Source organism: Clavibacter michiganensis subsp. insidiosus (assembly GCF_002240565.1).
Lineage (GTDB): Bacteria > Actinomycetota > Actinomycetes > Actinomycetales > Microbacteriaceae > Clavibacter > Clavibacter insidiosus.
The window spans coordinates 3200741-3224328 of sequence record NZ_MZMO01000001.1; the positions used below are offsets into that span (position 1 = coordinate 3200741).

14 protein-coding genes are annotated in these 23588 nt (G+C 71.8%); 5 read left to right on the plus strand and 9 right to left on the minus strand.

The features are described 5' to 3' along the window. Positions 1-79 precede the first annotated feature (79 nt). Positions 80-937: a helix-turn-helix transcriptional regulator gene (locus tag B5P21_RS15420; RefSeq protein WP_094171362.1), complete on the plus strand. Its 858-nt coding sequence runs from the start codon at positions 80-82 to the stop codon at positions 935-937. 72 nt (positions 938-1009) lie between these two features. Here the strand turns inward: B5P21_RS15420 and B5P21_RS15425 are convergent, their stop codons facing one another. The 5 genes from B5P21_RS15425 to B5P21_RS15445 all read right to left on the minus strand — a co-directional run bounded on the left by B5P21_RS15425 (position 1010) and on the right by B5P21_RS15445 (position 7567). Continuing rightward, on the minus strand, positions 1010-1759 hold the full coding sequence (locus B5P21_RS15425; RefSeq protein WP_133064204.1) for a hypothetical protein: 750 nt from the start codon (positions 1757-1759) through the stop codon (positions 1010-1012). Positions 1760-1979: 220 nt separating this feature from the next. Next, a complete protein-coding gene (locus B5P21_RS15430; protein WP_080939248.1) occupies positions 1980-4340 on the minus strand; it encodes a beta-xylosidase/alpha-l-arabinosidase in 2361 nt (786 codons plus the stop codon). Further along, positions 4337-5242 (minus strand): carbohydrate ABC transporter permease, encoded by a 906-nt coding sequence (locus B5P21_RS15435; protein ID WP_094171363.1) that lies wholly within the window; start codon positions 5240-5242, stop codon positions 4337-4339. Before B5P21_RS15435 ends, B5P21_RS15430 begins: the two co-directional genes overlap by 4 nt. Then, positions 5239-6264, minus strand: a complete 1026-nt coding sequence (locus B5P21_RS15440) for a carbohydrate ABC transporter permease (RefSeq protein ID WP_045526326.1) — start codon at positions 6262-6264, stop codon at positions 5239-5241. Before B5P21_RS15440 ends, B5P21_RS15435 begins: the two co-directional genes overlap by 4 nt. A gap of 10 nt (positions 6265-6274) precedes the next feature. Further along, positions 6275-7567 carry an extracellular solute-binding protein gene (locus B5P21_RS15445; RefSeq protein WP_045526323.1) on the minus strand — a complete coding sequence of 431 codons (1293 nt, stop codon included), beginning with the start codon at positions 7565-7567 and terminating at the stop codon, positions 6275-6277. Between the two features lie 223 nt (positions 7568-7790). Here B5P21_RS15445 and B5P21_RS15450 point away from each other — a divergent pair, with 223 nt between their 5' ends. The 3 genes from B5P21_RS15450 to B5P21_RS15460 all read left to right on the plus strand — a co-directional run bounded on the left by B5P21_RS15450 (position 7791) and on the right by B5P21_RS15460 (position 10765). After that, on the plus strand, positions 7791-8801 hold the full coding sequence (locus B5P21_RS15450) for a LacI family DNA-binding transcriptional regulator (RefSeq protein WP_045526321.1): 1011 nt from the start codon (positions 7791-7793) through the stop codon (positions 8799-8801). A gap of 28 nt (positions 8802-8829) precedes the next feature. Then, on the plus strand, positions 8830-9330 hold the full coding sequence (locus B5P21_RS15455; protein ID WP_094171364.1) for a tetratricopeptide repeat protein: 501 nt from the start codon (positions 8830-8832) through the stop codon (positions 9328-9330). Between the two features lie 544 nt (positions 9331-9874). Next, positions 9875-10765, plus strand: coding sequence for a hypothetical protein (locus tag B5P21_RS15460; RefSeq protein WP_133064205.1), 891 nt, complete (start codon positions 9875-9877; stop codon positions 10763-10765). A gap of 213 nt (positions 10766-10978) precedes the next feature. Here B5P21_RS15460 and B5P21_RS15465 read toward each other — a convergent pair whose 3' ends face one another. The 4 genes from B5P21_RS15465 to B5P21_RS15485 all read right to left on the minus strand — a co-directional run bounded on the left by B5P21_RS15465 (position 10979) and on the right by B5P21_RS15485 (position 14924). Further along, positions 10979-12352, minus strand: a complete 1374-nt coding sequence (locus tag B5P21_RS15465; protein WP_052663156.1) for an MFS transporter — start codon at positions 12350-12352, stop codon at positions 10979-10981. A gap of 652 nt (positions 12353-13004) precedes the next feature. Then, the gene (locus B5P21_RS15475; RefSeq protein WP_045526315.1) at positions 13005-13580 is read right to left on the minus strand and encodes a helix-turn-helix domain-containing protein; all 576 of its coding nucleotides are present in this window, start codon (positions 13578-13580) and stop codon (positions 13005-13007) included. Positions 13581-13623: 43 nt separating this feature from the next. Then, on the minus strand, positions 13624-14421 hold the full coding sequence (locus B5P21_RS15480) for an anti-sigma factor family protein (protein WP_094171365.1): 798 nt from the start codon (positions 14419-14421) through the stop codon (positions 13624-13626). Continuing rightward, a complete protein-coding gene (locus tag B5P21_RS15485; protein ID WP_011931510.1) occupies positions 14418-14924 on the minus strand; it encodes a sigma-70 family RNA polymerase sigma factor in 507 nt (168 codons plus the stop codon). The genes B5P21_RS15480 and B5P21_RS15485 overlap by 4 nt, the downstream gene beginning before the upstream one ends. A gap of 290 nt (positions 14925-15214) precedes the next feature. Between B5P21_RS15485 and B5P21_RS15490 the strand changes: the two genes are divergently transcribed. Continuing rightward, a complete protein-coding gene (locus B5P21_RS15490; protein ID WP_094171366.1) occupies positions 15215-23443 on the plus strand; it encodes a pectinesterase family protein in 8229 nt (2742 codons plus the stop codon). Positions 23444-23588 lie beyond the last annotated feature (145 nt).

The following is a 23588-nucleotide window of genomic DNA, read 5'->3' on the forward strand; positions in this document are numbered from 1 at the left end:
GCGACATCGCCCAGGCACCGGGCGACGGGAGGACCGGCGGTACCAGGCTGATCCGCCCGCCAGCGCGGAGGATGGGCGCATGACCGAATTCGCGAGCGTGCTCCGCTCCTGGCGCGAGCGGGTGCAGCCGGCCGACGTGGGGCTACCCGCGGGATCCCACCGCCGCACCGCGGGCCTCCGCCGCGAGGAGCTCGCCGCGCTCGCGGGCGTGAGCGTCGACTACGTCGTGCGGCTCGAGCAGGGCCGGTCGGTGAACCCGTCGCCGCAGATGCTCGGTGCCCTCGCCCGAGCGCTCCGCCTCACCGAGGACGAGCGCGACCACCTGCACCGGGTCGCGGGCATCGCCCCGCCCGGTCGCGGCGAGGTGCCGCGGCACATCCCGCCGGGCGTGCACCGCATCATCGACCGGCTGGGCGACGTGCCCATGGCGGTCTTCACGGCCACCCACGACTGGCTGCTCTGGAACCCGCTGTGGGCGGCGCTGAACGGGGATCCGTCCGCCCGCACCGGCTGGGACCGCAACCTCGTCTGGTCGTACTTCACGCAGGGCCACGACGGCACCGAGTTCGACGACCGGCACGAGGAGGAGTTCGCGCGCGACCTCACGGCGGATCTCCGCGCCGCCGTCGGCCGCTACCCGGACGATCGCGCGCTCGCCCAGCTCGTGGCCCGCCTCCGCGCCGAGTCGCCCGAGTTCGCGATGCGCTGGTCCGAGGCCCGCGTGGCCGAGCACCGGTCGAGCCGGAAGACCGTGGTGCGCACGCCGGTCGGCCCCATCACGGTCGACTGCGACACCCTCTCGGTGCCGGGCGCCGACCTGCGCATCGTCGTCTACACGGTCGTGCCGGGCAGCACCGACGAGGCCCGGCTGGATCTGCTGCGGGTCACGGGCCTGCAGACGCTGACGACGGCGCCCGTAGAGGCGGCGGGGGCCTGATCGCTGAGGGCCGCGCCGACAGGACTCGCCACTGCTTTCCAACCAAGGCGAGTCGCCCTCGGCGGTCGTGGCTCAAACGGTTGGGACCTCCGTGATGGCCGGGCCCCGTCCTCTCGTGCCGGCGTAGGCGATCCGGTAGTTGACTCGCTCGCCCCCGGATCTCCTGAACGTGACGATCCACGGCGCGCTGGTCAGCTTTCCACCAGCATTCATCTTTCGATAGGAACCGACCAGGTTGCCGACGGTCCACCGATCGCGCGCATTCCTCGGAGCCTCCCACGAGGCGACCAGGTCAGCCAGCACCGCCAAGGGCACAGCAGCCGGCTTTCGATATTCACCGTCGCCCTCCACTCGGACGATATCGACCGCGGTTTCATCCTCCACATCGTCCACGTCGGCCCCGTCCCCCACGTCCTCGGTCTCCGGACTCGAGGGAACATCGGCGATGTCCTTGACGTTGCCCATCTCCTTGACGATGTCGTAGGTGGACGCCGCATGCGTCGCAGCGGACTGCGAACTCGCGTTGATGCCGTCAAGCATCTTCACCGTGTCGGCTGCTTGCCGTCGCGCGTCATCTCCCTGGCGACGGAAGATCGACAGCGCGAGAGCAACGCCGAGACTCGTAACACTGAAGCTGATCAAGCCAGTCGAATTCCACAGATTCGACTCGACATCCAGCGCAAACGACACCAAGGCTGTCCCGAACAGAAGAGCAGCCAGGACGTAGAACACGATCTCACCGAGCTTGCTGACTCCCCCGCTCTTCTGGCTATCGGAAGCGCCCCTGACCGAGCGTGTCGACATGGTCATATCTGCATCCATGATCTCGAGGTTAATTCACTATTCGAGACACGCTGGCCGAAACCTACCCCCAGTCCAGGTGCGCTGTCGAAAACGGCATCCGCGCCAGTGAGAGACGGAAGATGCCGAGCGGCCGCACACCTTCCAGCTCACTATCACGCGCTCCGCGAAGAAGACGATCAAGTCGACGGAGCCCCGGCCGCCGCGTCTCGAGGACGCGGCGGCCGGGGCTCCATGGGGATCAGCTCGGCGCCAGCACCCGCTCGGCGGGCTCGACGCGCTCGACCGACGTGCCCACGTAGCGCTCGTCGGCGACGGTCACGTGGTGCACGGATCCGGTGACCGCGATCGCCGCCTCCGTCTCCTTCACCGCGCTCGACGGCCCGACCCACAGCTCGACCGCGCCCGGCTCGACGACGCGGCGGTACCGCAGGTCGGTGAGGGCGAGGCGGGTGGTGGGCACCCGGAACGTGACGCGCGCGGACTCGCCGGCGGCCAGGTCCAGCCGCAGGTAGCCGAGCAGCTGCGCGACGGGCCGCGTGACGCTGCCCTGCACGTCGCGCGCGTAGAGCTGCACGACGTCGGTGCCGTCGCGGTCGCCCGCGTTGCGCACCACGACGGTGGCGGTGAACGCCTCCCCCACCGCGACCTCGGCCGACTCCACGGACAGGTCGCTGCGCGAGAAGGTCGTGTACGACAGGCCGTGCCCGAACGGGAGGACGGGCGTGGGATCCGCGCTCGTCACCTCCGACGGGCCCCCGAGGATCGGGTGCAGGTACGAGAACGGCTGCGCGCCCGCGGACCGCGGCAGCGACACCGGCAGGCGACCCGACGGCGACACCCGGCCGGAGAGGACGCCCGCGATCGCGGATCCGCCCTCCTCGCCCGGGAAGAACGCCTGCAGCACGGCCGCGGGAGCGGTCTCGCCCTCCAGCGCCCACGCCACCGCGTACGGCCGGCCGGTGAGCAGCACCACGACCACGGGGGTCCCGGTGGCGCGCACGGCCTCGACCAGCTCGCGCTGCACGCCCGGCAGCTCGAGGCTCTCGACGTCGTTGCCCTCGCCGACCGTGCCGCGGCCGAACAGGCCCGCCCGGTCGCCGACGACCACGACCGCGAGGTCGGATCCGCGCGCCGCCTCGACCGCGGCGTCGAAGCCGGAGCGGTCGTCGCCCTCGACCTCGGCGCCCGCGACGACCACGAGATCGCTGTCGGGCAGCTCGGTGCGGAGCGCCTCGGCGACCGTCGGGATCGCGAACCCGAGCGGCGTGCCGGGGTGGTGCGCGAGCACGTGGTTCGCGAACGAGTAGCAGCCCATGAGCGCCTCGGCGCTGTCGGCGTTGGGGCCGATCAGCGCGATCCGCCCGGGCGCCGTGCGGTCGCCGCCCGCGAGCGGCAGCGTGCCGTCGCTCGTGAGCAGCACCACGGACTCCTCCGCGAGCCGGCGCGCGACGTCCCGGTGGGCCGGGGTGTCGAGATCGATCTCGGTGGGCGGCGCGTCGAAGGTCGCGTCGAGCAGGCCGAGCTCCTCCTTCTCGTCGAGCACGCGGAGCACCGCGCGGTCGACGAGCGACTCGTCGGCGAGCCCGGCGCGGATCCGCTCCGCCAGCGGCGCGAGGTACGCGTCGCCGGTGGGCAGCTCCACGTCGATGCCGGCGGCGAGCGCGAGCTCGGCCGCCTCGCCGCGGTCGCCCGCGACGGCGTGCATCACCTGGAGGAACGCGACCGAGAAGTAGTCGGAGACCACGACGCCGTCGAAGCCCCAGCGCCCGCGGAGCACGTCGGTGAGGTACTCCGGGGTGGCGCCGACGGGCGCGCCGTCGATCTCCGCGTACGAGTTCATGACCGAGCGCACGCCGCCGTCGAGCACCGCCATCTCGAAGGGCGGCAGCAGCACGTCCTCCACGAAGCGCGGGCCCACGTGCGCGGGCGCGTGGTTGCGGCCGGACTGCGAGACCGAGTAGCCGACGAAGTGCTTGAGCGTGGCGTGGATCCCGGCCGACTGCAGCCCGCGGACGTACGCCGTGCCGATGGTGCCGACCACGTACGGGTCCTCGGCGATGCACTCGTCGACGCGGCCCCAGCGGGCGTCGCGGATCACGTCGAGCACGGGCGCGAGGCCCTGGTGCACGCCGAGCTCCCGCATCGACCCGCCGATGAGCGCGGCCATCTCCTCCACGAGGCCCGGGTCGAAGGACGCGCCCCACGCGAGCGGCGTGGGGAAGGTCGCGGCCTGCCACGCGGCGAGCCCGGTGAGGCACTCCTCGTGCACGAGCGCCGGGATCCCGAGCCGCGTCTCCGTCCGGAGCCGCCTCTGCTCGGCCCACAGCCACGATGCACGCTCGACGGGATCCACCGGGCGCGTGCCGTACACGCGCGTCAGGTGCCCGAGGCCGTGCTCGGTCGCCTCCTCGTACCTGCCGGTCGTGGCCATCTCGCCCTGCATGGGCGCGACGACCTCGCCGCCCTGGTCGACCCAGTAGCCGACGATCTGCGCGAGCTTCTCCTCGAGGGTCATGCGCGCGTGCAGCTCGCGCACGCGCTCCGACACCTCGGGGAGCTCCACGGCGCCGGGCGCCGGGGTCGTCTCCGCCCCGGTCACCCCTTCACCGCGCCCGTGAGTCCGCCGACGATGCGGCGCTCGAAGATCGAGAAGAAGATGAGCGCCGGGATCATCGACAGCGACGTGAACGCGAGCACCTTGGCCGTGTCCACCGAGTACTGCGACGAGAACGACTGCACGCCGAGCGGCAGCGTGTAGATCGACGGGTCGCTCAGGAGGAACAGCGGCAGCAGGTAGCTGTTCCAGCTGCCGATGAACGCGAGGATGCCCACCGTGATGACGCCGGGCATCGACAGCCGCACGACCATGCGGAAGAAGAACCCGATGCGGCTGCACCCGTCGATGAACGCGGCCTCCTGGATCTCGTCCGGGATGGCCCGCAGGAACGGCACCAGGATGATGATCGTCGTCGGGAGCGCGAACGCGATCTGCGGGAGGATGATCCCCGGCAGCGAGTTCGTAAGGCCGAGCGAGCGGATCACGATGTAGAGCGGCGTGATCGCCACCGTGATGGGGAACATGAGCCCCGACGCGAACAGCGCGTAGAGCGCTCCCCGGCCGAAGAACGTGTAGCGCGCCAGCACGTAGCTCGCCATGAGGCCGAGCACGACCGCGCCGACCGTGGTGCCTACGCCTGCGATGAGCGAGTTGCCCACCTGCCGCCAGAACATCGAGCCGCCGAGCACGCCGAGGTAGTTCTGCACCTGGAACGGCGATGGGAAGCCCGCCGGGTCGGTCGTGATCTGCGCGTTCGTGCGGAACCCGCCCAGGATGATGTACGCCACCGGCGTCAGCATCAGGGCGATGAGCACGACCGCGACGAGGTACGGGATGGGGTTGTTGCCCTGGCCGGGCACCTTCGCCCGCGTGGGCTTCGGCGTCTTCGCCGAGTAGGTGGGATCGAGGTCCGCGTTGCGCGGAGCCGCGGTGACGATGCTCACTTCTTCTTCCTTCCCGCACCCGTGAGGGCGCCGGCGGTGTCGCGGTTCAGGATGAAGCGCTGGTAGACGAGCGCGACGACCAGGGAGATGAGGAACAGCACCACGGCGACGGCGTTGCCGTACCCGTAGTTGCCGGATCCGCGTCCGTTCGCCACGAGGTACGTGGCCATGGTCGAGGTGCCCGCGGTGGCGGAGATGTACTGGCCCCAGATGATGTAGACGAGGTCGAACAGCTGCAGCGAGCCGATGATCGACAGGAACGCCCAGATGCGCAGCGTCGGCGCGAGCAGCGGCAGCGTGATGCGCCGCTGGATCTGCCAGTACGAGGCACCGTCGATGGCGGCGGCCTCGCTGAGCTCCTCGGGGATGCCCTGGAGGCCGGCGAGGAAGAGGATCACCGCGAAGCCGATGTACTTCCACGTGATGATCGTCATGAGCGACCAGATCGCGATGTCCGGGTTCGCGAGCCAGTCCTGGCGGAGGTCCCCCAGGCCGACGTTCTCGAGGAAGCCGTTGAGCGCGCCGGAGCCCTGGAGCATGAGGCTCCAGCCGGTGCCGACGACGACCTCGGAGATCACGTACGGCACGAAGATCAGCACGCGGATGATCGACTGGCCGCGCAGCTTCCGGTTGAGCAGGAGCGCCACGAGGATCGCGACGGGGCCCTGGAGCACGAGCGACAGGATCACGATCACGGCGTTGTGCATCAGCGCCTCGTGGAACGTGGGGTCCTGGAGGATCGTGATGTAGTTCCGGAATCCCACGAACACCGTGGGCGGGCCGAAGCCCTGCCAGCTGAAGAAGCCGTAGTAGGCCGCCATCACCACGGGGTAGATGACGAAGCCCAGGAAGAAGAGGAGGGCCGGGCCGACGAGGATCAGGACCTCGAGGCGCCCGGACCAGCCGAGGCCGCGGCGTCGCGCACGACCCATCGAGGGCGGCGTCGTCACGACGCCGCCCTCGGGGTGTGCAGGATCAGCCGCGGGGCGCTGCTCGTCGAGCGAGCTCTCGCGGATGGCCATGTCGGTGCGCCTAGGCCTTCTTGGCCGCGTCGCCGACGGTCTGGATGAGCTTCTCCGGGCTGCCGTCGCCCGCCATGAGGTCGACCACACCGACGTTCATCGCGTTGCCGACGTTCAGGCCGTAGACGGTGTCGAGCCACTGGGAGACGTAGGGCGCGTCGTTGTACGCCGTGAGGATCTCCTGCAGGTACGGCTCCGTGACCGCCTCCTGCGCGGTCGTGTTCACGGGCGGCGCGTTGAAGGCCACGTAGTACGCCTTCTGCACGTCGGCGGTGCCGATGTAGTTGAGGAAGTCGACGCACTGCTTCGGGGCCTGCGCGGAGCAGGAGTACCCGTCGATGCCGCCCATGATCGAGCCGGGCTCGCCCTTGCCGCCGGAGATCTCCGGGAAGGGGAACCAGGAGAGGTCGGCCAGCGGCTTCTGGTCGGGGGTGAGGCCCGCGATGACTCCCGGGTCCCAGGCGCCCATGAGCTCCATGGCCGCCTGCTTGTTGGCGATGAGGCCCGCCGAGGAGCCGGCGCCCTGCTGCGCCGCGGTGGTGAGGAAGCCGTCGTTGAAGGGGTTCGTGCCCACGAGGTCCTCGACGTCCTGGCCTGCCTTGATCCAGCAGTCGTCGCTGAAGTCCTTGTCCGTGGCGGCCTTCTCGAGCGTGGCGGAGCTGCACTCGCGGAGCGCGAAGTTGAAGTACCAGTGCGCGGCGGGCCACGCGTCCTTCGCGCCGAGCGCGATGGGGGCGACGCCCGTGGCCTTGAGCTCGTCGACGGCCGCGTCCAGCTCGTCCATCGTCTTCGGCGTCTCCGTGATGCCGGCCGCCGTGAAGAGGTCCTGGCTGTAGAAGATGCCGCTGGGGAGCACGGCGACGGGCATGGCGTAGGCCTTGCCGTCGATCGAGTTCGCGTCGAAGGCGCTCTGCGCGATCTCGCCCTTCACGTCGGCGGAGATGCCGTCGGTGATGTCCATGACCTGTCCCGCCGCGACCGTGGCGGCGAGCTTGCCGCCACCGCGCTGCAGGAAGATGTCGGGCGCGTCGCCCGAGTTGAGCGCGGTCTGGAGCTTGCCGTCGAGGTCCTCGTTCTGGACCGACGTGGGCGTGACCGTGACGCCCGGGTTCGCGGCGTTGAAGTCGGCCGTCGTCTTGTCCCAGAACTCCTTGCCCGGGCCGGTGGTGGAGTTGTGCCACAGCGTCATCTCGACGGGGCCGCCGTCGTCGCCGTTGCCGGAACCGCTGCCGCTGCAGCCGGCGAGGGCGAGGGCCCCCACGAGCAGGGCCGCGGATCCCGTGAGGATCTTCCATGCCTTCATGTCGTTCTACCTGTCTCTTCATTGAGCGCACCCTGGCGGGTGTCGGGGGTGGACGTGCACGAGCCGCGGGCCTGGTGCTGTGGGTGCGACTCGAACCGATCCCGTGCCGGGTCATCGCGTCGTCGCTTCGTCGTGACGGGGGCCGGTCGAGCCAGTGTCGGTCGCGCTCCGACCTTCGTCAAACGTTTTCGAAATCCTTTTCCCCGGGCGTAGGGTGCGGTCCATGTCCCGCCGCGCCACCATCCACGACGTCGCCGCTGCCGCCGGCGTCTCGGTGTCCACCGTGTCCAAGGCGGTGAACGGGCGGTACGGCATCTCGGCCGAGACGTCGCGCCGCGTGATGGAGGTCGTCGAGCGCCTCGGCTACGAGTCGAGCCTCGTCGCGAGCAGCATGCGCTCCCACCGCACGGGCGTGATCGGCGTGCTGGTGGCGGACTTCGAGCCGTTCAGCGCCGAGATCCTCAAGGGCGTCGGCGCCGCCCTGCGGAAGTCGCGCTACGACCTGCTGGCGTACAGCGGATCCCGGCAGGTGGACGGCACGGGCTGGGAGCGCCGGTCGCTCAGCCGCCTCAGCGGCACCCTCATCGACGGCGCGATCATGGTGACGCCCACCGTCGTGCACGCGCAGACCGAGATCCCGGTCGTCTCCATCGACCCGCACACCGGGCCCGCCGACCTGCCGAGCGTCGAGTCGGACAGCCTCGGCGGCGCGCTCCAGGCGACCCGGCACCTCCTCGAGCTCGGGCACCGGCGGATCGGGTTCCTGGCCGGCCGCCCCGACCTCCGCTCCGCGAGCCTGCGCGAGGCCGGCTACCGCCGTGCCCTGCACGACGCCAGCATCGCGTTCGACCCGGCGCTCGTGCGCGCGGGGCTGTTCCTCACGGCGCCCGCGAGGGAGCCGGCACGCGCCCTGCTGTCGATGCCGGACCGGCCGACCGCGATCTTCGCCGCCAACGACCTCTCGGGCATCGCGATCCTGCAGGTGGCGGCCGAGCTCGGGATCCGCGTGCCCGAGGACCTCTCCGTCATCGGCTTCGACGACATCCCCGAGGCCTCCCAGATGACGCCGCCGCTCACCACGATCCGCCAGCCGATGCAGCGCCTCGGCACCACCGCGGTGGACCTCCTCATGTCGCTGATGGCGGGGCAGGATCCGGAGGCCATGCGGATCCAGCTGCCCACCCGCCTCGTGCGCCGCGCCACCACGGCGCCCCCGCCGCCGCGGCGCAGGTGACCGGCGGTCGCCCTGCCAGGCTGGGCGCATGGACCACGCCGACTGGGACGCCCGGGTCGCCACCTTCTGGGCGGCCGCCGACGACGAGCGCCCGGACAAGACCGTCGCCGGGATGCGGGCCCTGGTCGCCGAGCGGCCGGCTGACGATCCGCGAGCGCTCTACGAGCTGGCCAGCGCGCACGACCTCGTGGGCCGCGAGGCGGAGGCCGTGCCGCTGTACCAGGCGGCGATCGCCGGCGGGCTGGACGCGGCGCACCTGCCGTTCGCGGTGATCCAGCTGGCGAGCTCCCTGCGCAACGTGGGCGAGGCCGCCGAGGCGGTCGCGCTGCTCGAGGCCATGCCCGATGACGCGCATGCGCCCGGTCGCGACGCGTTCCTCGCGCTCGCCCTGCACGACGCCGGCCGTCCCACGGAGGCGCTGGCCGTGGCACTGCGGCGGCTCGCGCCGACGCTGCCCGAGTACGGGCGCGCGGTGGCGGCGTACGCGGAGGAGCTCGGGGAGCGGTCGACGGGCGCCGGGGAACGCTAGGCGTCGGGATCGGCGGATCCGCGCCCGTCGCGGAGCCCGAACGCCGCCATCGCCTCGGCATGGCTTGAGGCGGATCGCGGCTTCATCGCTCGAGACCGCTCACGGTCGTCTCTGCCACCAGCGCCTTCTACGAGCAGCCTTCTCATACGGCGGCAGCGGGGTCGCGTGCCCATCGAAGGCATCCGGTCGATCACCCCTGCTGTCATCGGAAGCCCGGCCACTCTCGGCTCGCTGACGCCGTGCCTGCGCTTCCGCTAGGGCGGCCGAGAGCCGTCCATTGAATCCCATCAACTCATCGCTCCTGACTCCTCTGCCTAATTCCGCACGTGTAGATACAACGCACGCGACACCCCGTCATTTCCTACCATGAGGATATTGTCTGCACATCGCGGGCCTTCATCTTGCCCCTGAGTCCCAGCGGAGATGTGGTCACGGAGACGTGTTTCGATTTGTTACTGGGACACGCTTCGGATATGTGATGGTTTCGGCGAGTTGAACCTCGAAGCTCACAGCCAGAAGAGCCACCGACGAAAGAGGCCATCTGATGAACAGAAATCGAATCGCGATAGCATCATCCATATCTGCTGCCGCATTGGCGATGACCGTCGCGACGCCAGCGCAAGCAGCGACCGCAACTTTCTTCGACGGAAGCGCGGCTCCTGACACAACATACACAGAGGGGAAGGTTTATCAGAGCCGCACCGGGATCACGGCCGGATTCACCGAGCAGACGATAACCGGGTTGGCCAACATACAGGTCTGGCTCGGTACAGCCACTACGAACGCTTGGAGCTATGAGGCCACGATCTACGACACCCGGAACTATCGAAAGGGTGCTTTCAGGTGGAAGTCGCCAGGCGAAACTGCCAGCCTCGACGCAAGGGCCACGGCCTTGGATGTCGGTCGGATCCGCAGTGATGCGGATACCGATTCCACAGCCATCGAGGACCATGTCGAAGGCCCTGCCGTCCCGACTTCTGCCTTAGCCCATGTTGCCTCCACGTACGGATTCTCGAAGGATGACCTGGTCCCCATCGGTCAGTATGAGGGTGTGCAGCTCTGGAAGGCGTCGAACGCGACCGACACCTTCCTGTTCACCTCCGGCCAATCCGAGGACGACTACGTCACATCCGCCCGGGCGTCGAACAGCAGCTTCTCTCAGCGCGCGATCTCCGTCCGAAACAGCATCCCGAAAGCAGATGGCGCCGTTGAGACTCATCAATTCGTTCTCACGGATGACGCCCACGAGGCAGAGGTCGCGTCCGTCGATGGCCTGCGCAACGTAGGACACGACCTGTTCGTAGACACCAGAGCCGACGACCGCGGAGAAGATCAAATCACCACCTTCGGCGCAGAAGGCACCGTTCTGACGAGCGACGCCGGTGACGCACGTGAGCCCGTCAGCTATGCGCTTGCGCTCTCCGGTACGCAGTGATCGCATACGGGCGGATGCCTGACTGACCTCGACACGATATGGGGGTGGTCTCGACTCTCCCCACTCGATGGCCAGGGGGCGCAGCTATTGTCGTGATGGCTGCGCCCCTCATCGGCCTCGGCCCGTGGATGCGGCTCGCCTCTCGCAGAACGAAATCCATGGCGCGACGCGGCACGGCGGCCCGCCTACCTGCGAGTCAACGCTAGGGAATTGCTAGGCAGCCGGGGTCGTACGCGGAGGCTCCACCGTAGTGGTCGAGGCTTCGTGAGCCGAGGCGTCCCCCGCGTCCGCATCCGCCTCCGCCTTCTTCGCGCGCGCCAACCGGATCGCGGCGCGGCCCGAGGGCAGGGAGATCGCGACCGCGATCACGACGACCGTGATGATCCCCGCCGCCACCAGCAGCGCCTGCACGCTGAACACGTCGGCGAGCGGGCCGAACGCGACCGCGCCGATCGGGGTCGCGAGCGCCATGACGATGCCGACGTAGCTGAAGACGCGGCCGTGCATCTCGGGCGCGACGGTCTCCTGCACGAGCGTCATGAACGGCGCCGAGAACAGCGGCACGAACAGGCCGATCGCGAACATGAAGCCGTAGAACACCCAGAGGTTGGGGCTGAGGCCGAGACCGGCGGTGAAGATCGCGAAGCCGAAGCAGCTGACGAGGATCAGCGTCATGCGGTCGGACTTCGCGAACAGCGTCGACACGAGCGCGCCGCCGCCGAGCATGCCGACGCTGAAGGCGATCTCGAGCACCGTCACCATCCACACCTCGGTGCCGTAGGTGCGCGCGACGAGCAGCGGCGTGATGAACGACGGCGCGACCGTGAGCAGGAAGATGATCGCGAAGACCACGAGCAGCCAGCGGACCACGGGGTTGCCGCCGATGTAGCGGATCCCCTCGACGAGGTCCTCGCGGTAGGTCGACGTCTTGTCGACGATGGACGCGAGGGTCGGCACCGCGACCGAGAGCAGGAACGCGATGCCGATCGCGGCCGTGATCGCGTCGACGAAGAAGAGCGGCACGAGGCCGTAGGCGGCGAAGATCGCGCCCGCGGCGGCCGGCGCGAGCAGGGCCATCGCCGACTGGATGGTGCCGAAGATCCCGTTCACGCGCAGCAGCTGGTCCGGCGGCACGATCTGCGGGATCATCGCCTGCACCGCGGGCGTCTGGAACCCGGCGCCGACGGAGCGCACGGCCACCGCGAGCAGGATGATCCAGAGGTCGGTGACGCCGTTCATCATGAGCAGGGCGAGGGCGAGGGTGACGATCGCGATGGTGCTGTCGGACGCGATGACGAGCACGCGGCGGTTCATGCGGTCGGCGAGGGTGCCGCCGAAGATCGAGACGATGCCCTGCGGCAGGAACGCGGCGACCGCGTAGAGCGCGACCGCGAGGCCCGAGCGGGTCTCGAACGTGACCCACCACATGACCGCGTACTGGACGAGCATCGAGCCGAACAGCGAGACGGTCTGGCCGCTGAGGAAGAGGGTCGCGTTGCGCTTCCAGCGGGCGGCGACGACGGCCTGGTCGGCGGCGCTCATCGCCGGTGTCTCAGGCACGTCGGCGTGCGCTGCCGGGTCGCTCATCGGATCCTCGCCTGCTTGCGTTTCCTCGGGTGTGGGACGCCAGGCTACGGCGCGGCGCGGGCGGTGCGCCAGGGGTGATCCGGGTGAACCGCCGTCATCCGATCAACGGTGGGGGCGGCGTCTCCGGACGCCCCGGGAGCCCGACCTCGACGATCCGCTGCACGAGCCTCTCGGCCCGCGGCGAGAGGGCGTCTCCCGGGTAGTACGCCTCATGCATGTCCTCCAGACGGAAGACAGCCCGCAGAGGACCATGAGGCGGGAGATGTCCCGGCCGTCCCGACCCGGCCGCCCGGCGTGGAGCTCCATCGCGAGGAGAGCCTCGGCCGACGCGATCTCGATGACCAGGCCGTCCGCATCGAAGACCTCGGTCCACTCCACGTCGCGGCCGTACGCCGGGAGGAAGGACGCGCCGTCGTCGTTGACCCACTCCGAGCCCCAGCCGCGCCTCTCCGCGATGAGGGCGACGGACTCCCGCGCATCCGCATCGAATCGCAGTCGGGCGTCGTGTCCACCGGGGTCCCCCGGTCGAAATGGCACAGCGCGAGTGCTGCACCTCCGAAGATCTGCATGCGACCCGTGACGCCCCGTAGCCGCAGTGCCGCGATCAGCTCGGACAGGGCGTCCATCAGCGCACGCCGGACGAATGCGTGCATCAGACGCTCGCGAGGGTGTCGGGATCGAGCAGCACACCATGGCGCCGGAATGCCGGGAGCGCGCGGTCCGGGTCCACCGGCAGGTCGTAGACGCCGTCTCCGAAGATCCAGCTCCTCCGCAGCCGGCGATCGTCCGAGCTGACCCAGGACGGGAGGGGGAGGCCCTCCTCCTCGAGCCGGTGCTCGACGAGGCCCGCGACAGCCGCATCCCAACGCTTCTCGCCGGTCCGAGGCGGCTCCGCGATCGTCAGCGCGAACCGGACCTCGTGGTGGACCGCGGCCAGGTCGTCCGCGAGCTGGATGAAGTGCCGGACGGCGCGCTCGCGGTCCCCTTCGGCGAGTCGCGAGGCGATCTCGACCGTCGCGCTGGCCGCCGTGTGCCGTCGGGTCGGGATCGAGATGAGCTGATGACCGGTCGCGAGCAGGAGCCGATCGACGGTCTCGGCGCTGGGACTCCGCTTCCCCGACTCGAGGTCCGACAGTGTCGACTGCGCGACGCCGGAACGTCCGCTCAGCTGGCGCTGCGTGTATCCGCGGCTCCGCCGTGCGGCATGGACCAAGTCACCGATGGACACGGGACACCCGCCTCTGATAGCTCTACTGCTATCAGAGGAACCCTCAGAGGTCCCGGCTCGCCAGCACCACGTCGGAGTCGGAGGGCGTGATCTGCACCGTGCGGAGGCGCTCGACGGAGATGCTCGAGGTGGCCGCGAGCTGCCGCGACTCGGTCTGGCCCGCGCCCCAGGTGGCGACGACCGTGCGGGAGCCGTCATCGGCGATCGCGACGAGGTCGTAGGCGCCCTGGCCGATGCCACCGCCCGCGTAGGCGCAGCTCCAGTCGAATCGGGTCCCGTACGGTTTGGCGGTGACGGCGAGCTGGGCGGTGACGCCCTCGTCGAGCTCGGAGCGCATGCTGACGGCGTCGGCGGGGAGGCCCGTGGAGAGGTCCTCGTCCGCGGCGGGCGAGGAGGCGGCCGGGGACGGATCCGCGACGGGCGCGCTCACGCCGGCGCGGAGCGCGGACCCGAGACCGGCGCCGCCCACGAGGAGCACGACGGCGGCCGCCGCGAGGATCCACGCGCCCGCACGACGGGACAGCCGCGGCCGACCGGGCACGGACGGCGTGCGGCGCCGACGGCGCGGGACGCGGTGCGCGGCGGCGGGGGCCGGTCGATCGCGCGGCTCGGGCGCGGGCTGCGGCACGGCGGGGGCCTCGGGCTCGTCCATGAGCGCGATCGCCTCCTCGACGGGCAGCATCCGCAGCACGCCGGGCAGGCCGGAGAGCTCGGCGAGGGAGCGCATGCACGCGTCGCAGCCCTCGAGGTGGGCCTCGAAGAGCGCGCGGTCGGTGGCGCTCAGGCTGCCGAGCACGTACGCGGCATCCCACTCGTGGATGTCGTCGGCGCGGTCGTTCATCGGGTGACTCCTCGTTCCTGCAGGGCGAGCCGGAGCGCCTTGAGCGCGTAGTGGAGGCGGGACTTGATCGTGCCGGGCGGGACGCCCTCGCGTTCCGCCGTCTCCACGACCGTGCGGCCCAGGTGGTAGCAGCTGACGACCGCGCGACGGTGCTCGGCGGAGAGCGACGCGAGCGCCTCGGCGACGAGCAGGCGGTCGATGATGGCGTCGGACGCGTCGGCGACGGGATCCTCGGGCAGCACGTCCGTCGGCGTCTCGCGGCCGCGCCAGGCGCTGCGCCGGTCGTCGATGACGAGGTTGCGCACCACCGTGAACAGCCAGCGGCGGGCCGACTCGTCGTCCTCCGCGAGGATCGCGGGCGAGCGCCAGGCCCGCAGCAGCGCCTCCTGCACGACGTCCTCGGCGAGCGCCGGATCCCCCGTCAGCCGCAGCGCGTACCGCTGCAGCGCGGGTGCGTGCGCATCGTGCAGCGCCCGCATGCGGGCCGTGCTCTCCGTGGTCATCCGTGCCTCCTCCCTCCACGACGAGATGGACGGCCGGATGGTTCATCGCGATCCCGGAATCATCGCAGGCGGATCCGGGAACGAGCCGGGCCACCCCCCGTTCGGGTCGAGCTTCTCGATAACGACCCGCTCGTCTTGCATGTCGCACACCGCTGTGCATGATTGACCTCGGCCCGCCTTTACCCGATCGCCGGCCGTCTCCCGCGCTCTCCCGATCCGAGCCGTGCTCCCACGTACCCGCGTGACTGCCCGGTCCCGGCGACGCGCCTACCCGAAGGCACCGCACCCGCATGTCGCGCTCCTCCTCCGAGCACCCGCTCGTCGTCCGTCCCTCCTCGAACCCCGACGCCGCGGCCCCCGACGCCGCGGCCCCCGCGACCGCGTCGTCGCGCGCGCGCCTGCGCGTGGCCGCCGCGCTCGTCGCCGGTGCCGTCATCGCCGGCACCGTGCTCCCCGCGGATCCGGCCCTCGCCGCCGACACCAGCGCGCCCTCGACGCCCGGCAGCCTCTCCGCCGAGTACTCGGGCGGCGTGGGCACGGTCGTCTCGTGGGGCAGGGTCTCCGCGTCCGACCTCGCGGGCTACCGCGTCTACCGGAGCGCGACCAAGACCGTGACGGCGACCGCCGCCTCGCGCGTCGCGACCACCACGTCGCTGACGGCCACGGACGCGGCCATCGCGGGCGGTTCCACCGGCTACTACGCCGTCACCGCCTACGACAGGACCGGCAACGAGTCGAAGCCGTCGAGCGTGAAGCAGGTGCAGGCGAAGGACACCCGCGCGCCCGACTCCCCCTCGAGCGTGACGGCCACCGCCTCCGCCGCGGGCGTCGCGCTCGACTGGGCCGACTCCGACGACGTCGACCTGAAGGGCTACGTCGTCGCGCGCTCCACCTCGTCGAGCGGCACGTACACGACGCTCACCGCCTCGCCGATCGCGACCTCCGCCTTCACCGACGCGCAGGCGCCGGGCGGGGTCACCTCCTCCTACCGGATCACCGCGGTCGACCTCACGGGCAACGCGTCGTCCGCGTCCACCGCCTCCGCGAAGCGCCCCGCGGGCGCGCCGACGGCCCCCGCGGCGCCGGGCTCGCTCACGGCCAAGGCCTCCTCCTCCACCGGCGCCGTCACGCTGGCCTGGAGCGCCGCGACCGGCGCCACGGGCTACGTGGTCGCGCGCGGCGCGAGCGCCACCGGACCCTTCACGCGGGTGAGCGGATCCTCCCTCACGGCCACGACGTACACGGACGTGCCGCCCGCCGGCGCGACCGCGTACTACCAGGTGACCGCGGTCAACGCGGTCGGATCCTCGGCTCCGGCCACCGCGTCCGTCGCGATCCCCGCCGACACGACCGCCCCCAAGACGCCGTCCAGCCCGAAGGCCGTCGTGGTCGCGAACAGCGGCGGCATGACGATCTCGTGGAAGGCGAACACGGAGGCCGACCTCGCCGGCTACATCGTGTTCACGCGCGGATCCGACGAGGTCTACCGCCAGCTGCTCCCCGCCGCCGGCACGCCCGCGTACGCGACGACGACCTTCACGGACGCCGCCGCGACCGAGGGCACCACGACCTACTACCGCATCCGCGCGGTCGACCGCGCGGGCAACGTCTCCGCGTACGTGGCCGTCACCGGCAACAACCCGAACGTGGCCCCGGCCGCGCCCTCCTCCCTCTCGGTGAAGCCGAGCGCGAAGGCCGGCCTCGACCTCGCCTGGACCGCGCCGAAGGACACCGACGTCGCGGGCTACACCGTCTCCCGCAGCACCACGAGCAACGGCACCTTCGTGCAGCTCGCCACCATCACGACCGCGGCCGCGGGATCGCCGCCCCGGTTCACCGACACGAGCGCGCCCCAGGGCGCCCCCGTCTTCTACCGCGTGACCGCGCGCGACCTCGTGGGCAACGTCTCCAAGGCCTCGAGCACGGTCTCCGGCACCTCCACCACCCCGCCCGTCGCGATCCCCGTCGAGTACACGGTGCTCACGGTCGGCGCCGGCAAGCAGTTCCCGACCATCGCCGCGGCCGTCGCGTCGATCCCGACGACCGCGCTCGCGAACCACCGCATCGACATCGACCCGGGCACCTACCGCGAGTCGTTCCGCCTCGACCGCTCCAACGTGATGCTGCACGGCCTCGGCACCGACCCGTCGCAGGTCGTCGTCTCCGCGGCGCAGGCCAGCGGGTCCACCGACCCCGACGAGCCCGAGGAGACCCTCGGCACGGCGGGCAGCGCGGTGATCCGCGTGACCGGCACCGACGTGACCCTCGACAACCTGACCGTCGAGAACGCGTTCGACGAGAAGGCACACCCCGAGATCACGAGCGCGCAGGCCGTGGCGCTCCGCGTCGAGGGCGACCGGTTCGTCGCCCGCGCCGTCCGCCTCCTCGGCAACCAGGACACCCTGCTCGCCGACACCCCGAAGCCCACGACCCGCATCCGCCAGTACTACGTGGACAGCTACATCGAGGGCGACGTCGACTACCTGTTCGGCGCCGCGACCGCGGTGTTCGACCGCGTGACCTTCCGCTCGCTCGACCGCGGCAAGGCGGTCAACGGCTACCTCACGGCGGCCAGCACCGACGAGGGCAGCAAGTACGGCTTCCTCATCACGGGCAGCAAGATCGTGAGCGACGCGGCCGACGGCACCGTCAACCTCGGTCGCCCGTGGCACCCGAGCGCGGACCCGAAGGCCCTCGGCTCGGTCGTCATCAAGGACACGTGGCTCCCCTCCGCCATCGACACCGCGGCGCCGTGGGACGACATGTCGTCCACGAACTCCTCCGGCGTGAAGGTCCCCTTCGCCTGGCAGGACGCCCGCTTCGCCGAGTCGCAGAACATCGGCCCGGGCGCGACCGTGAACGCGAACCGCCCGCAGATGACCGCCAAGGACGCCGCCAACGCGACGCCGGAGAAGTACCTCGCGGGCAAGGACGGCTGGAACCCGATCGTCGCCGCGTCCGCCGCTGTGCCGGCCGTGCCCGCGAACGTGGTGGCCGCCGCCGACTCGAGCGTCGTGCACCTCACCTGGGCGGACGACACCTCGGCGAGCGTGACCGGCTGGACCGTCTACCGCGCGGACGCCACGGGCGCCTTCACGGAGATCGCCTCCACCGACTCCCCCGCGTACAGCGACACCACCGTCGTGAACGGCGCGGCCTACCGCTACGCGATCACGGCCGACTCCCGCACGGGCGTCTCCTCCGCGCCGAGCGACGCCGTCGAGGTGACCGTGCAGGCGGCGGCCATCGTCGTCGACATCACGGTGGATCCGCGGGCCGAGGCGAACGGCACCACCGTCTTCCCGACGCTCACCGCCGCCCTCGCCGCCGCGCCCGTCGGCACCGCGACCGACCCCACGGTCATCGCGCTCGCCGCCGGCCGCTACGCCGAGTACGCCACCATCGCGAAGCCGTACACGGTCCTCGTGGGCGCCACCGGCACCGCGCAGGACGTCGTGATCACCGGGAACCGCGCCGCGGGCACGCCCACCGGCACGACCACCGACGGTGTCGCGGACACGTACGGCACCTCGGGCAGCGCGACCCTCGTGATCACGGGGAACGACGTCGCGCTCCGCGATCTCACGGTCGAGAACGCCTACGTCGAGGGCACCTACGCCAACGGCCAGGCCGTCGCGCTCCGCACCACGGGCGACCGGCTCGTCTACGACGGCGTGCGCCTCCTCGGCAACCAGGACACGCTCTACGCCAACAGCCCGAGCGCCACGATCCCGGCGCGCTCGTACTTCCACGACAGCTGGATCGAGGGCGACGTCGACTTCGTCTTCGGCCGCGGCACCGTGGTCATCGACCGCAGCACGCTGAACGCGCTCGACCACGGCACCAGCCCGAACGGCGCGGTCACCGCGGCGAGCACGGACCGGAGCACCCCGTACGGCTTCCTCATCACGGGCAGCCGCATCATCGGATCCGCGCCCGACGGCTCGCAGAACCTCGGCCGCCCCTGGCAGCCGGGCAAGAAGCAGGCCGACGGCACCTCCATGGCCGACCCGGACGCGAACGCGCAGGTCGTCGTGCGCGACACCTGGCTCGGCCCGGTCGTCAGCACGAAGGCGTGGACCGACATGGTCAACAGCGGCGTGACGACGAAGTGGCAGTCCGCGCGCTTCGCCGAGTACGCGAACAGCGGCCCGGGCGCGAGCACGGGCGCCGACCGCGCGCAGCTGACCGACGCGCAGGCGGCCGCGAGCACCTCGGCCGCGTACCTCGCCGGATCCGACGGCTGGAACCCCGTCGCCCCGCTCGCCGAGGACGCCGCCCCCGCGGCCGTCGCCGGCCTCGTCGCGACGTCCGCCGAGAAGCAGGTCGGCCTCTCCTGGTCGACCGGCGCGGAGAGCGACGTCGTGGGGTACCGCGTGTACCGCGCGACCGGATCCGACGCCCTCGTCGCCGACGCCGCGCACCTCGTGGCCGAGGTCGCGAAGCCCGTGCACCTCGACCGCGGCCTCGTGAACGGCACGGCCTACCGCTACCTCGTGGTCGCGGTCGACCGGGCCGGGAACGCCTCGGCCCCGTCCGCCGTCGTGACCGGCACGCCCGCGGTGACGCCGCTGGTCGCCGACATCACGGTCGCGGCCGACGGATCCGGCGACGTCACGACCCTGCAGGCGGCCCTCGCGGCCATCCCCGCCGGCACCGCGGCGGCGAAGAAGGTGATCCTGGTGGAGCCGGGCACCTACCGCGAGGTGGTGTCGTCGAGCAAGGCGAACATCGTCATCGCGGGCACCACCGGCGACCCGCGCGACGTCGTCATCACCTACGACAACGCGAACGGCACCGCCAAGGGCGCCACCACGTGCCCGGCCGTCGTGGCCGCCACGTGCGGCACCGCCGGCAGCGCGACCGCGACCCTGTCCGGATCCGGCGTCGAGGTGCGCGACCTCACGATCGAGAACTCCTTCTCGAGCGCCGCGCACCCCGAGATCGGCCCGAACAACACGCAGGCCGTGGCGCTCCGCGCGCTCGGCGACCGCCAGACGTACCGCCACGTGCGCCTCCTCGGCGCGCAGGACACGCTGAACGCGGACGCCTCGGGCAACATCACCGCCGACGGCACGGGCTACCCGCGCCAGTACTACGTGGACAGCTACATCGCGGGCAACGTCGACTTCGTCTTCGGACGGGCCGCCGCGGTCTTCGACCGGGTCACGATCCATGCCACCACCCGCAACGGCGGCACCGTCTTCGCCCCGAGCACCGCGTCGAAGAGCCGCGGGTACCTCGTGGTCGACAGCCGGATCACGGCGGACAACGATGCGCCCACCATGGCGCTCGGACGTCCGTGGCGCGGCTGGGGCGACGGCACGCAGGCCGACACCTCGCGCGGCCAGGCCGTGATCCGGGACAGCTGGCTGGACGGCGGCATCGCCGTCGCACAGCCGTGGACCGACTTCGCGCCCAACGTGTGGACCGACGGACGCCTCGCCGAGCACCGGAACACCGGGCCCGCGGCGACGGTGAACGACAAGCGCCCGCAGCTGAGCGCATCCGACGCCCTCACCCAGACGCCGGCCGCCTACCTCGGCGGCACGGACGGCTGGGACCCGACCGGCGCACCGGCCACGGACGCGGCTCCCGTCGCGCCCGCCGGCCTCGTCGCCGCACCGGGTGCGGCGCAGGCGTCGCTCGACTGGGCGGAGAGCACCGAGTCCGACGTGCGCGCCTACCGCGTGTACCGGGACGGGCAGCTCGTCGCCACGACGGCCACCTCCTCCGCCACGATCACCGGCCTCGACAACGGCACCGCGTACGCCTTCACGGTGCGCGCGGTGGACGCGGCCGGTCAGGAGTCGCCCGCCTCGGCGAGCGCCTCGGCGACGCCGGCCCTCGAGGTCGACGCCACCGTGCACGCGGACGGCAGCGGCGACTACCCGACGCTGCAGAAGGCCGTGGACGCGGCCCCCGGCACCGGCGAGTGGGTCGTGAGCGTGGATCCCGGCACCTACGCCGGCACCACGACGGTCGCCCGGTCGAACGTCGTGATCGTCGGATCGGGCGCGACCGCGGCCGACACCGTGCTCACGAACGGCACCACGACCGCGACGCTCGGCATCACCGGCTCGAGCGTCACCGTGCGGAACCTGTCGATCGCGAACACGACGGCCACCGGCAACGCCCCCGCGGTGTCGATGACCGGCGACAGGGTGCTCCTCGCGGGCACCGCGATCTCGAGCGCAGCGGGCCGCGCGGTCTTCGCCGACACCTCGACCTACACGGTCGCCGCGCGGCAGATGATCACCGGATCCACCATCGCCGGCGGCGACGACGTGCTCCTCGGCCGCGGATCCCTCGTGGTCCACGACACGACGATCTCCGTCCGCGCCAACGGCACCGTCCTCACCCCGAGCACGGCCGAGAACGCGAAGGGCTTCCTGCTCATCGGCAGCCGGGTCGACACGACCGGCGCGACGAACGTGCAGCTGGGGCGGCCGTACCGCGCCTGGGCCGACACGTTCACCCCGCGCTCGGTCGGCCAGGCCGTCGTGCGCGACACGGCGCTCGGATCCGGCGTCAAGACGAGCCAGCCCTGGGGCATCGGCCCGTCGAGCGAGCCATGGACCCTCGGCCGCTTCGCCGAGCACGCCACCACGGGCGAGGGCGCGACGACGAACGCCAACCGGCCGCAGCTCTCCCCCGCGGAGTCGCTCGGCGCGACCGTGTCGCAGTGGCTCGGGGCGCCCACGTGGTACCCGGCGGTCGCGGATCCCGCGGCCCCGGCCGACGTGACCGCCCCCGGCGCGCCCGCCGACCTGGTCGCCACGGCCGGCGACGCCTCGGCGTCGCTCGCCTGGACCGCGTCGACGGCCGCCGACATCGCCGGCCACCGCGTCTACCGCTCCACCACGAGCCCGGTCGCGATCACGCCCGCGAACCTCGTCGGGACGGTCGGCGTCGAGCCGTCCTTCACCGACCGGGGCCTCGCGAACCGCACGACGTACCACTACGCGGTCGTCGCGGTGGATGCGGTCGGCAACGCCTCGGCACCCGCCACGGCCGACGCCCGACCGGTCGACACGGCGCCGCCCGCGGCCCCCGTCGGCGTGGTCGCGACCGGCGCCGACGGCAAGGTCCTCCTCTCCTGGACCGCGAACGCCGACGCCGACATCGCCGGCTACGACGTGTACCGCGACGGCGAGAAGCTCACGGGCACCCCGCTCGCGGCTCCCGCCTTCACCGACACGGGCCTCGTCAACGACACCGCGTACGCCTACACGGTGACCGCGATCGACGACACCCGCCTCGTGTCGGCGGCGTCCGCGGTCGCCACCGGCACCCCGCGCGCCGGCGACGCCGTGGCCCCGGCCATCCCCTCCGCCGTCACGACGGAGCTCGGCCGCGGATCCGTGACCGTCCGCTGGGCCGCCGTGCCCGACACGGACGTGACCCGCTACGACGTGCTCCGCTCCACGGGCGACGGCGCGTCCGTCGTCGTCGGCACCGTCGGACCGGGCGAGACCCGCTGGACCGACACGACCGCCGCGATCGGCACCGCGTACTCCTACGCGGTCGTCGCGACCGACGGCTCCGCCAACTCCTCCGCGGCCTCCGCGGTGGCGAAGGCGACGCCGATCAAGGTGGACATCGTGGTGGCGGCCGACGGCTCGGGCGACGCCACGAGCCTCGCGCAGGTGCTCGGTTCCACCGACCCCGCCACCGGCTCGCTGCCCAACAACGCCGACTACACGACGCAGGGCTACCGGACGATCCTCGTCAAGCCCGGCACGTACGCGGGCGGCGTCGTCTCCGGCAACCGCTACGGCGTGAACGTGGTCGGCGCGACCGGCGACCCGGGCGACGTCGTGCTCACCGCGCCCGGCGGCGCCGTCGCGACGCTCACCGTCTCGGCCCCGCAGTGGACCCTCCGCGACGTGACCGTGCAGAGCGTCGCGACCGCGGTCGGCGCGCAGGCGACGGCCGTGCAGGTGAAGTCCGGCGACAGGCAGGTGCTCGACCACGTGCGCCTGCTCGGCGACAAGCAGACCCTGCTCGTCTCCACCGCCAACGTCACCACCTACAGCCGGGTCTACGTGACCGGCTCGTACCTCGAGGGCGGGTCCGACCTGATCCTCGGCCGCGCCGTCACGGTGGTCGACCGCAGCACGATCCACGTGCTCGACCGGCCGGGCGCCTCGCTCACCGACTCGTCCGTCGCGGCGGGCTCGGCGTACGGGTTCCTCATCCAGGACAGCCGCATCGTGACGGACGGCGCCGCCGGATCCATCGCGCTCGGCCGCCCGTACTCCACGACCGGCAAGGCGCAGGTCGTGGTGCGGGGCACGGAGCTCGGCGAGGGGATCAACGCCGCCCGTCCGTGGAAGGACTGGGACGCGGTCACGCCGTGGACCGCGGGCCGCTTCTCCGAGCACCGCAACACGGGCCCGGGCGCCGCGATCGTGGATCCCGCCACCCGCCCGCAGCTGACGGACGCCGACGCGGCGACCTTCACGGCGCAGCGCTACCTCGCGGGCACGGACGGCTGGAACCCCACCGGCCGCTGATCCGCGGAGCGGGAGCGCCGCACGCACGACCGGGACCGCCCGCCGACGCTCGTCGGCGGGCGGTCCGCGCGTGGGGCGCCGCCGCCCGCGATCGCCGCGAACCTGGCAGGACCCTGAACCCGTGAACGTTCTCCGCGGCTGGTCC

What these genes read in the sequence shown, in the direction of transcription:
- B5P21_RS15455 (WP_094171364.1), top strand. Translation starts at nt 8,830, where the DNA reads ATGGACCACGCCGACTGGGACGCCCGGGTCGCCACCTTCTGGGCGGCC.
- B5P21_RS15485 (WP_011931510.1), bottom strand. Translation starts at nt 14,924, where the DNA reads ATGACCACGGAGAGCACGGCCCGCATGCGGGCGCTGCACGATGCGCAC.
- B5P21_RS15490 (WP_094171366.1), top strand. Translation starts at nt 15,215, where the DNA reads ATGTCGCGCTCCTCCTCCGAGCACCCGCTCGTCGTCCGTCCCTCCTCG.
- B5P21_RS15460 (WP_133064205.1), top strand. Translation starts at nt 9,875, where the DNA reads ATGAACAGAAATCGAATCGCGATAGCATCATCCATATCTGCTGCCGCA.
- B5P21_RS15445 (WP_045526323.1), bottom strand. Translation starts at nt 7,567, where the DNA reads ATGAAGGCATGGAAGATCCTCACGGGATCCGCGGCCCTGCTCGTGGGG.
- B5P21_RS15425 (WP_133064204.1), bottom strand. Translation starts at nt 1,759, where the DNA reads ATGGATGCAGATATGACCATGTCGACACGCTCGGTCAGGGGCGCTTCC.
- B5P21_RS15440 (WP_045526326.1), bottom strand. Translation starts at nt 6,264, where the DNA reads ATGGCCATCCGCGAGAGCTCGCTCGACGAGCAGCGCCCCGCGGCTGAT.
- B5P21_RS15420 (WP_094171362.1), top strand. Translation starts at nt 80, where the DNA reads ATGACCGAATTCGCGAGCGTGCTCCGCTCCTGGCGCGAGCGGGTGCAG.
- B5P21_RS15450 (WP_045526321.1), top strand. Translation starts at nt 7,791, where the DNA reads ATGTCCCGCCGCGCCACCATCCACGACGTCGCCGCTGCCGCCGGCGTC.
- B5P21_RS15465 (WP_052663156.1), bottom strand. Translation starts at nt 12,352, where the DNA reads ATGAGCGACCCGGCAGCGCACGCCGACGTGCCTGAGACACCGGCGATG.
- B5P21_RS15480 (WP_094171365.1), bottom strand. Translation starts at nt 14,421, where the DNA reads ATGAACGACCGCGCCGACGACATCCACGAGTGGGATGCCGCGTACGTG.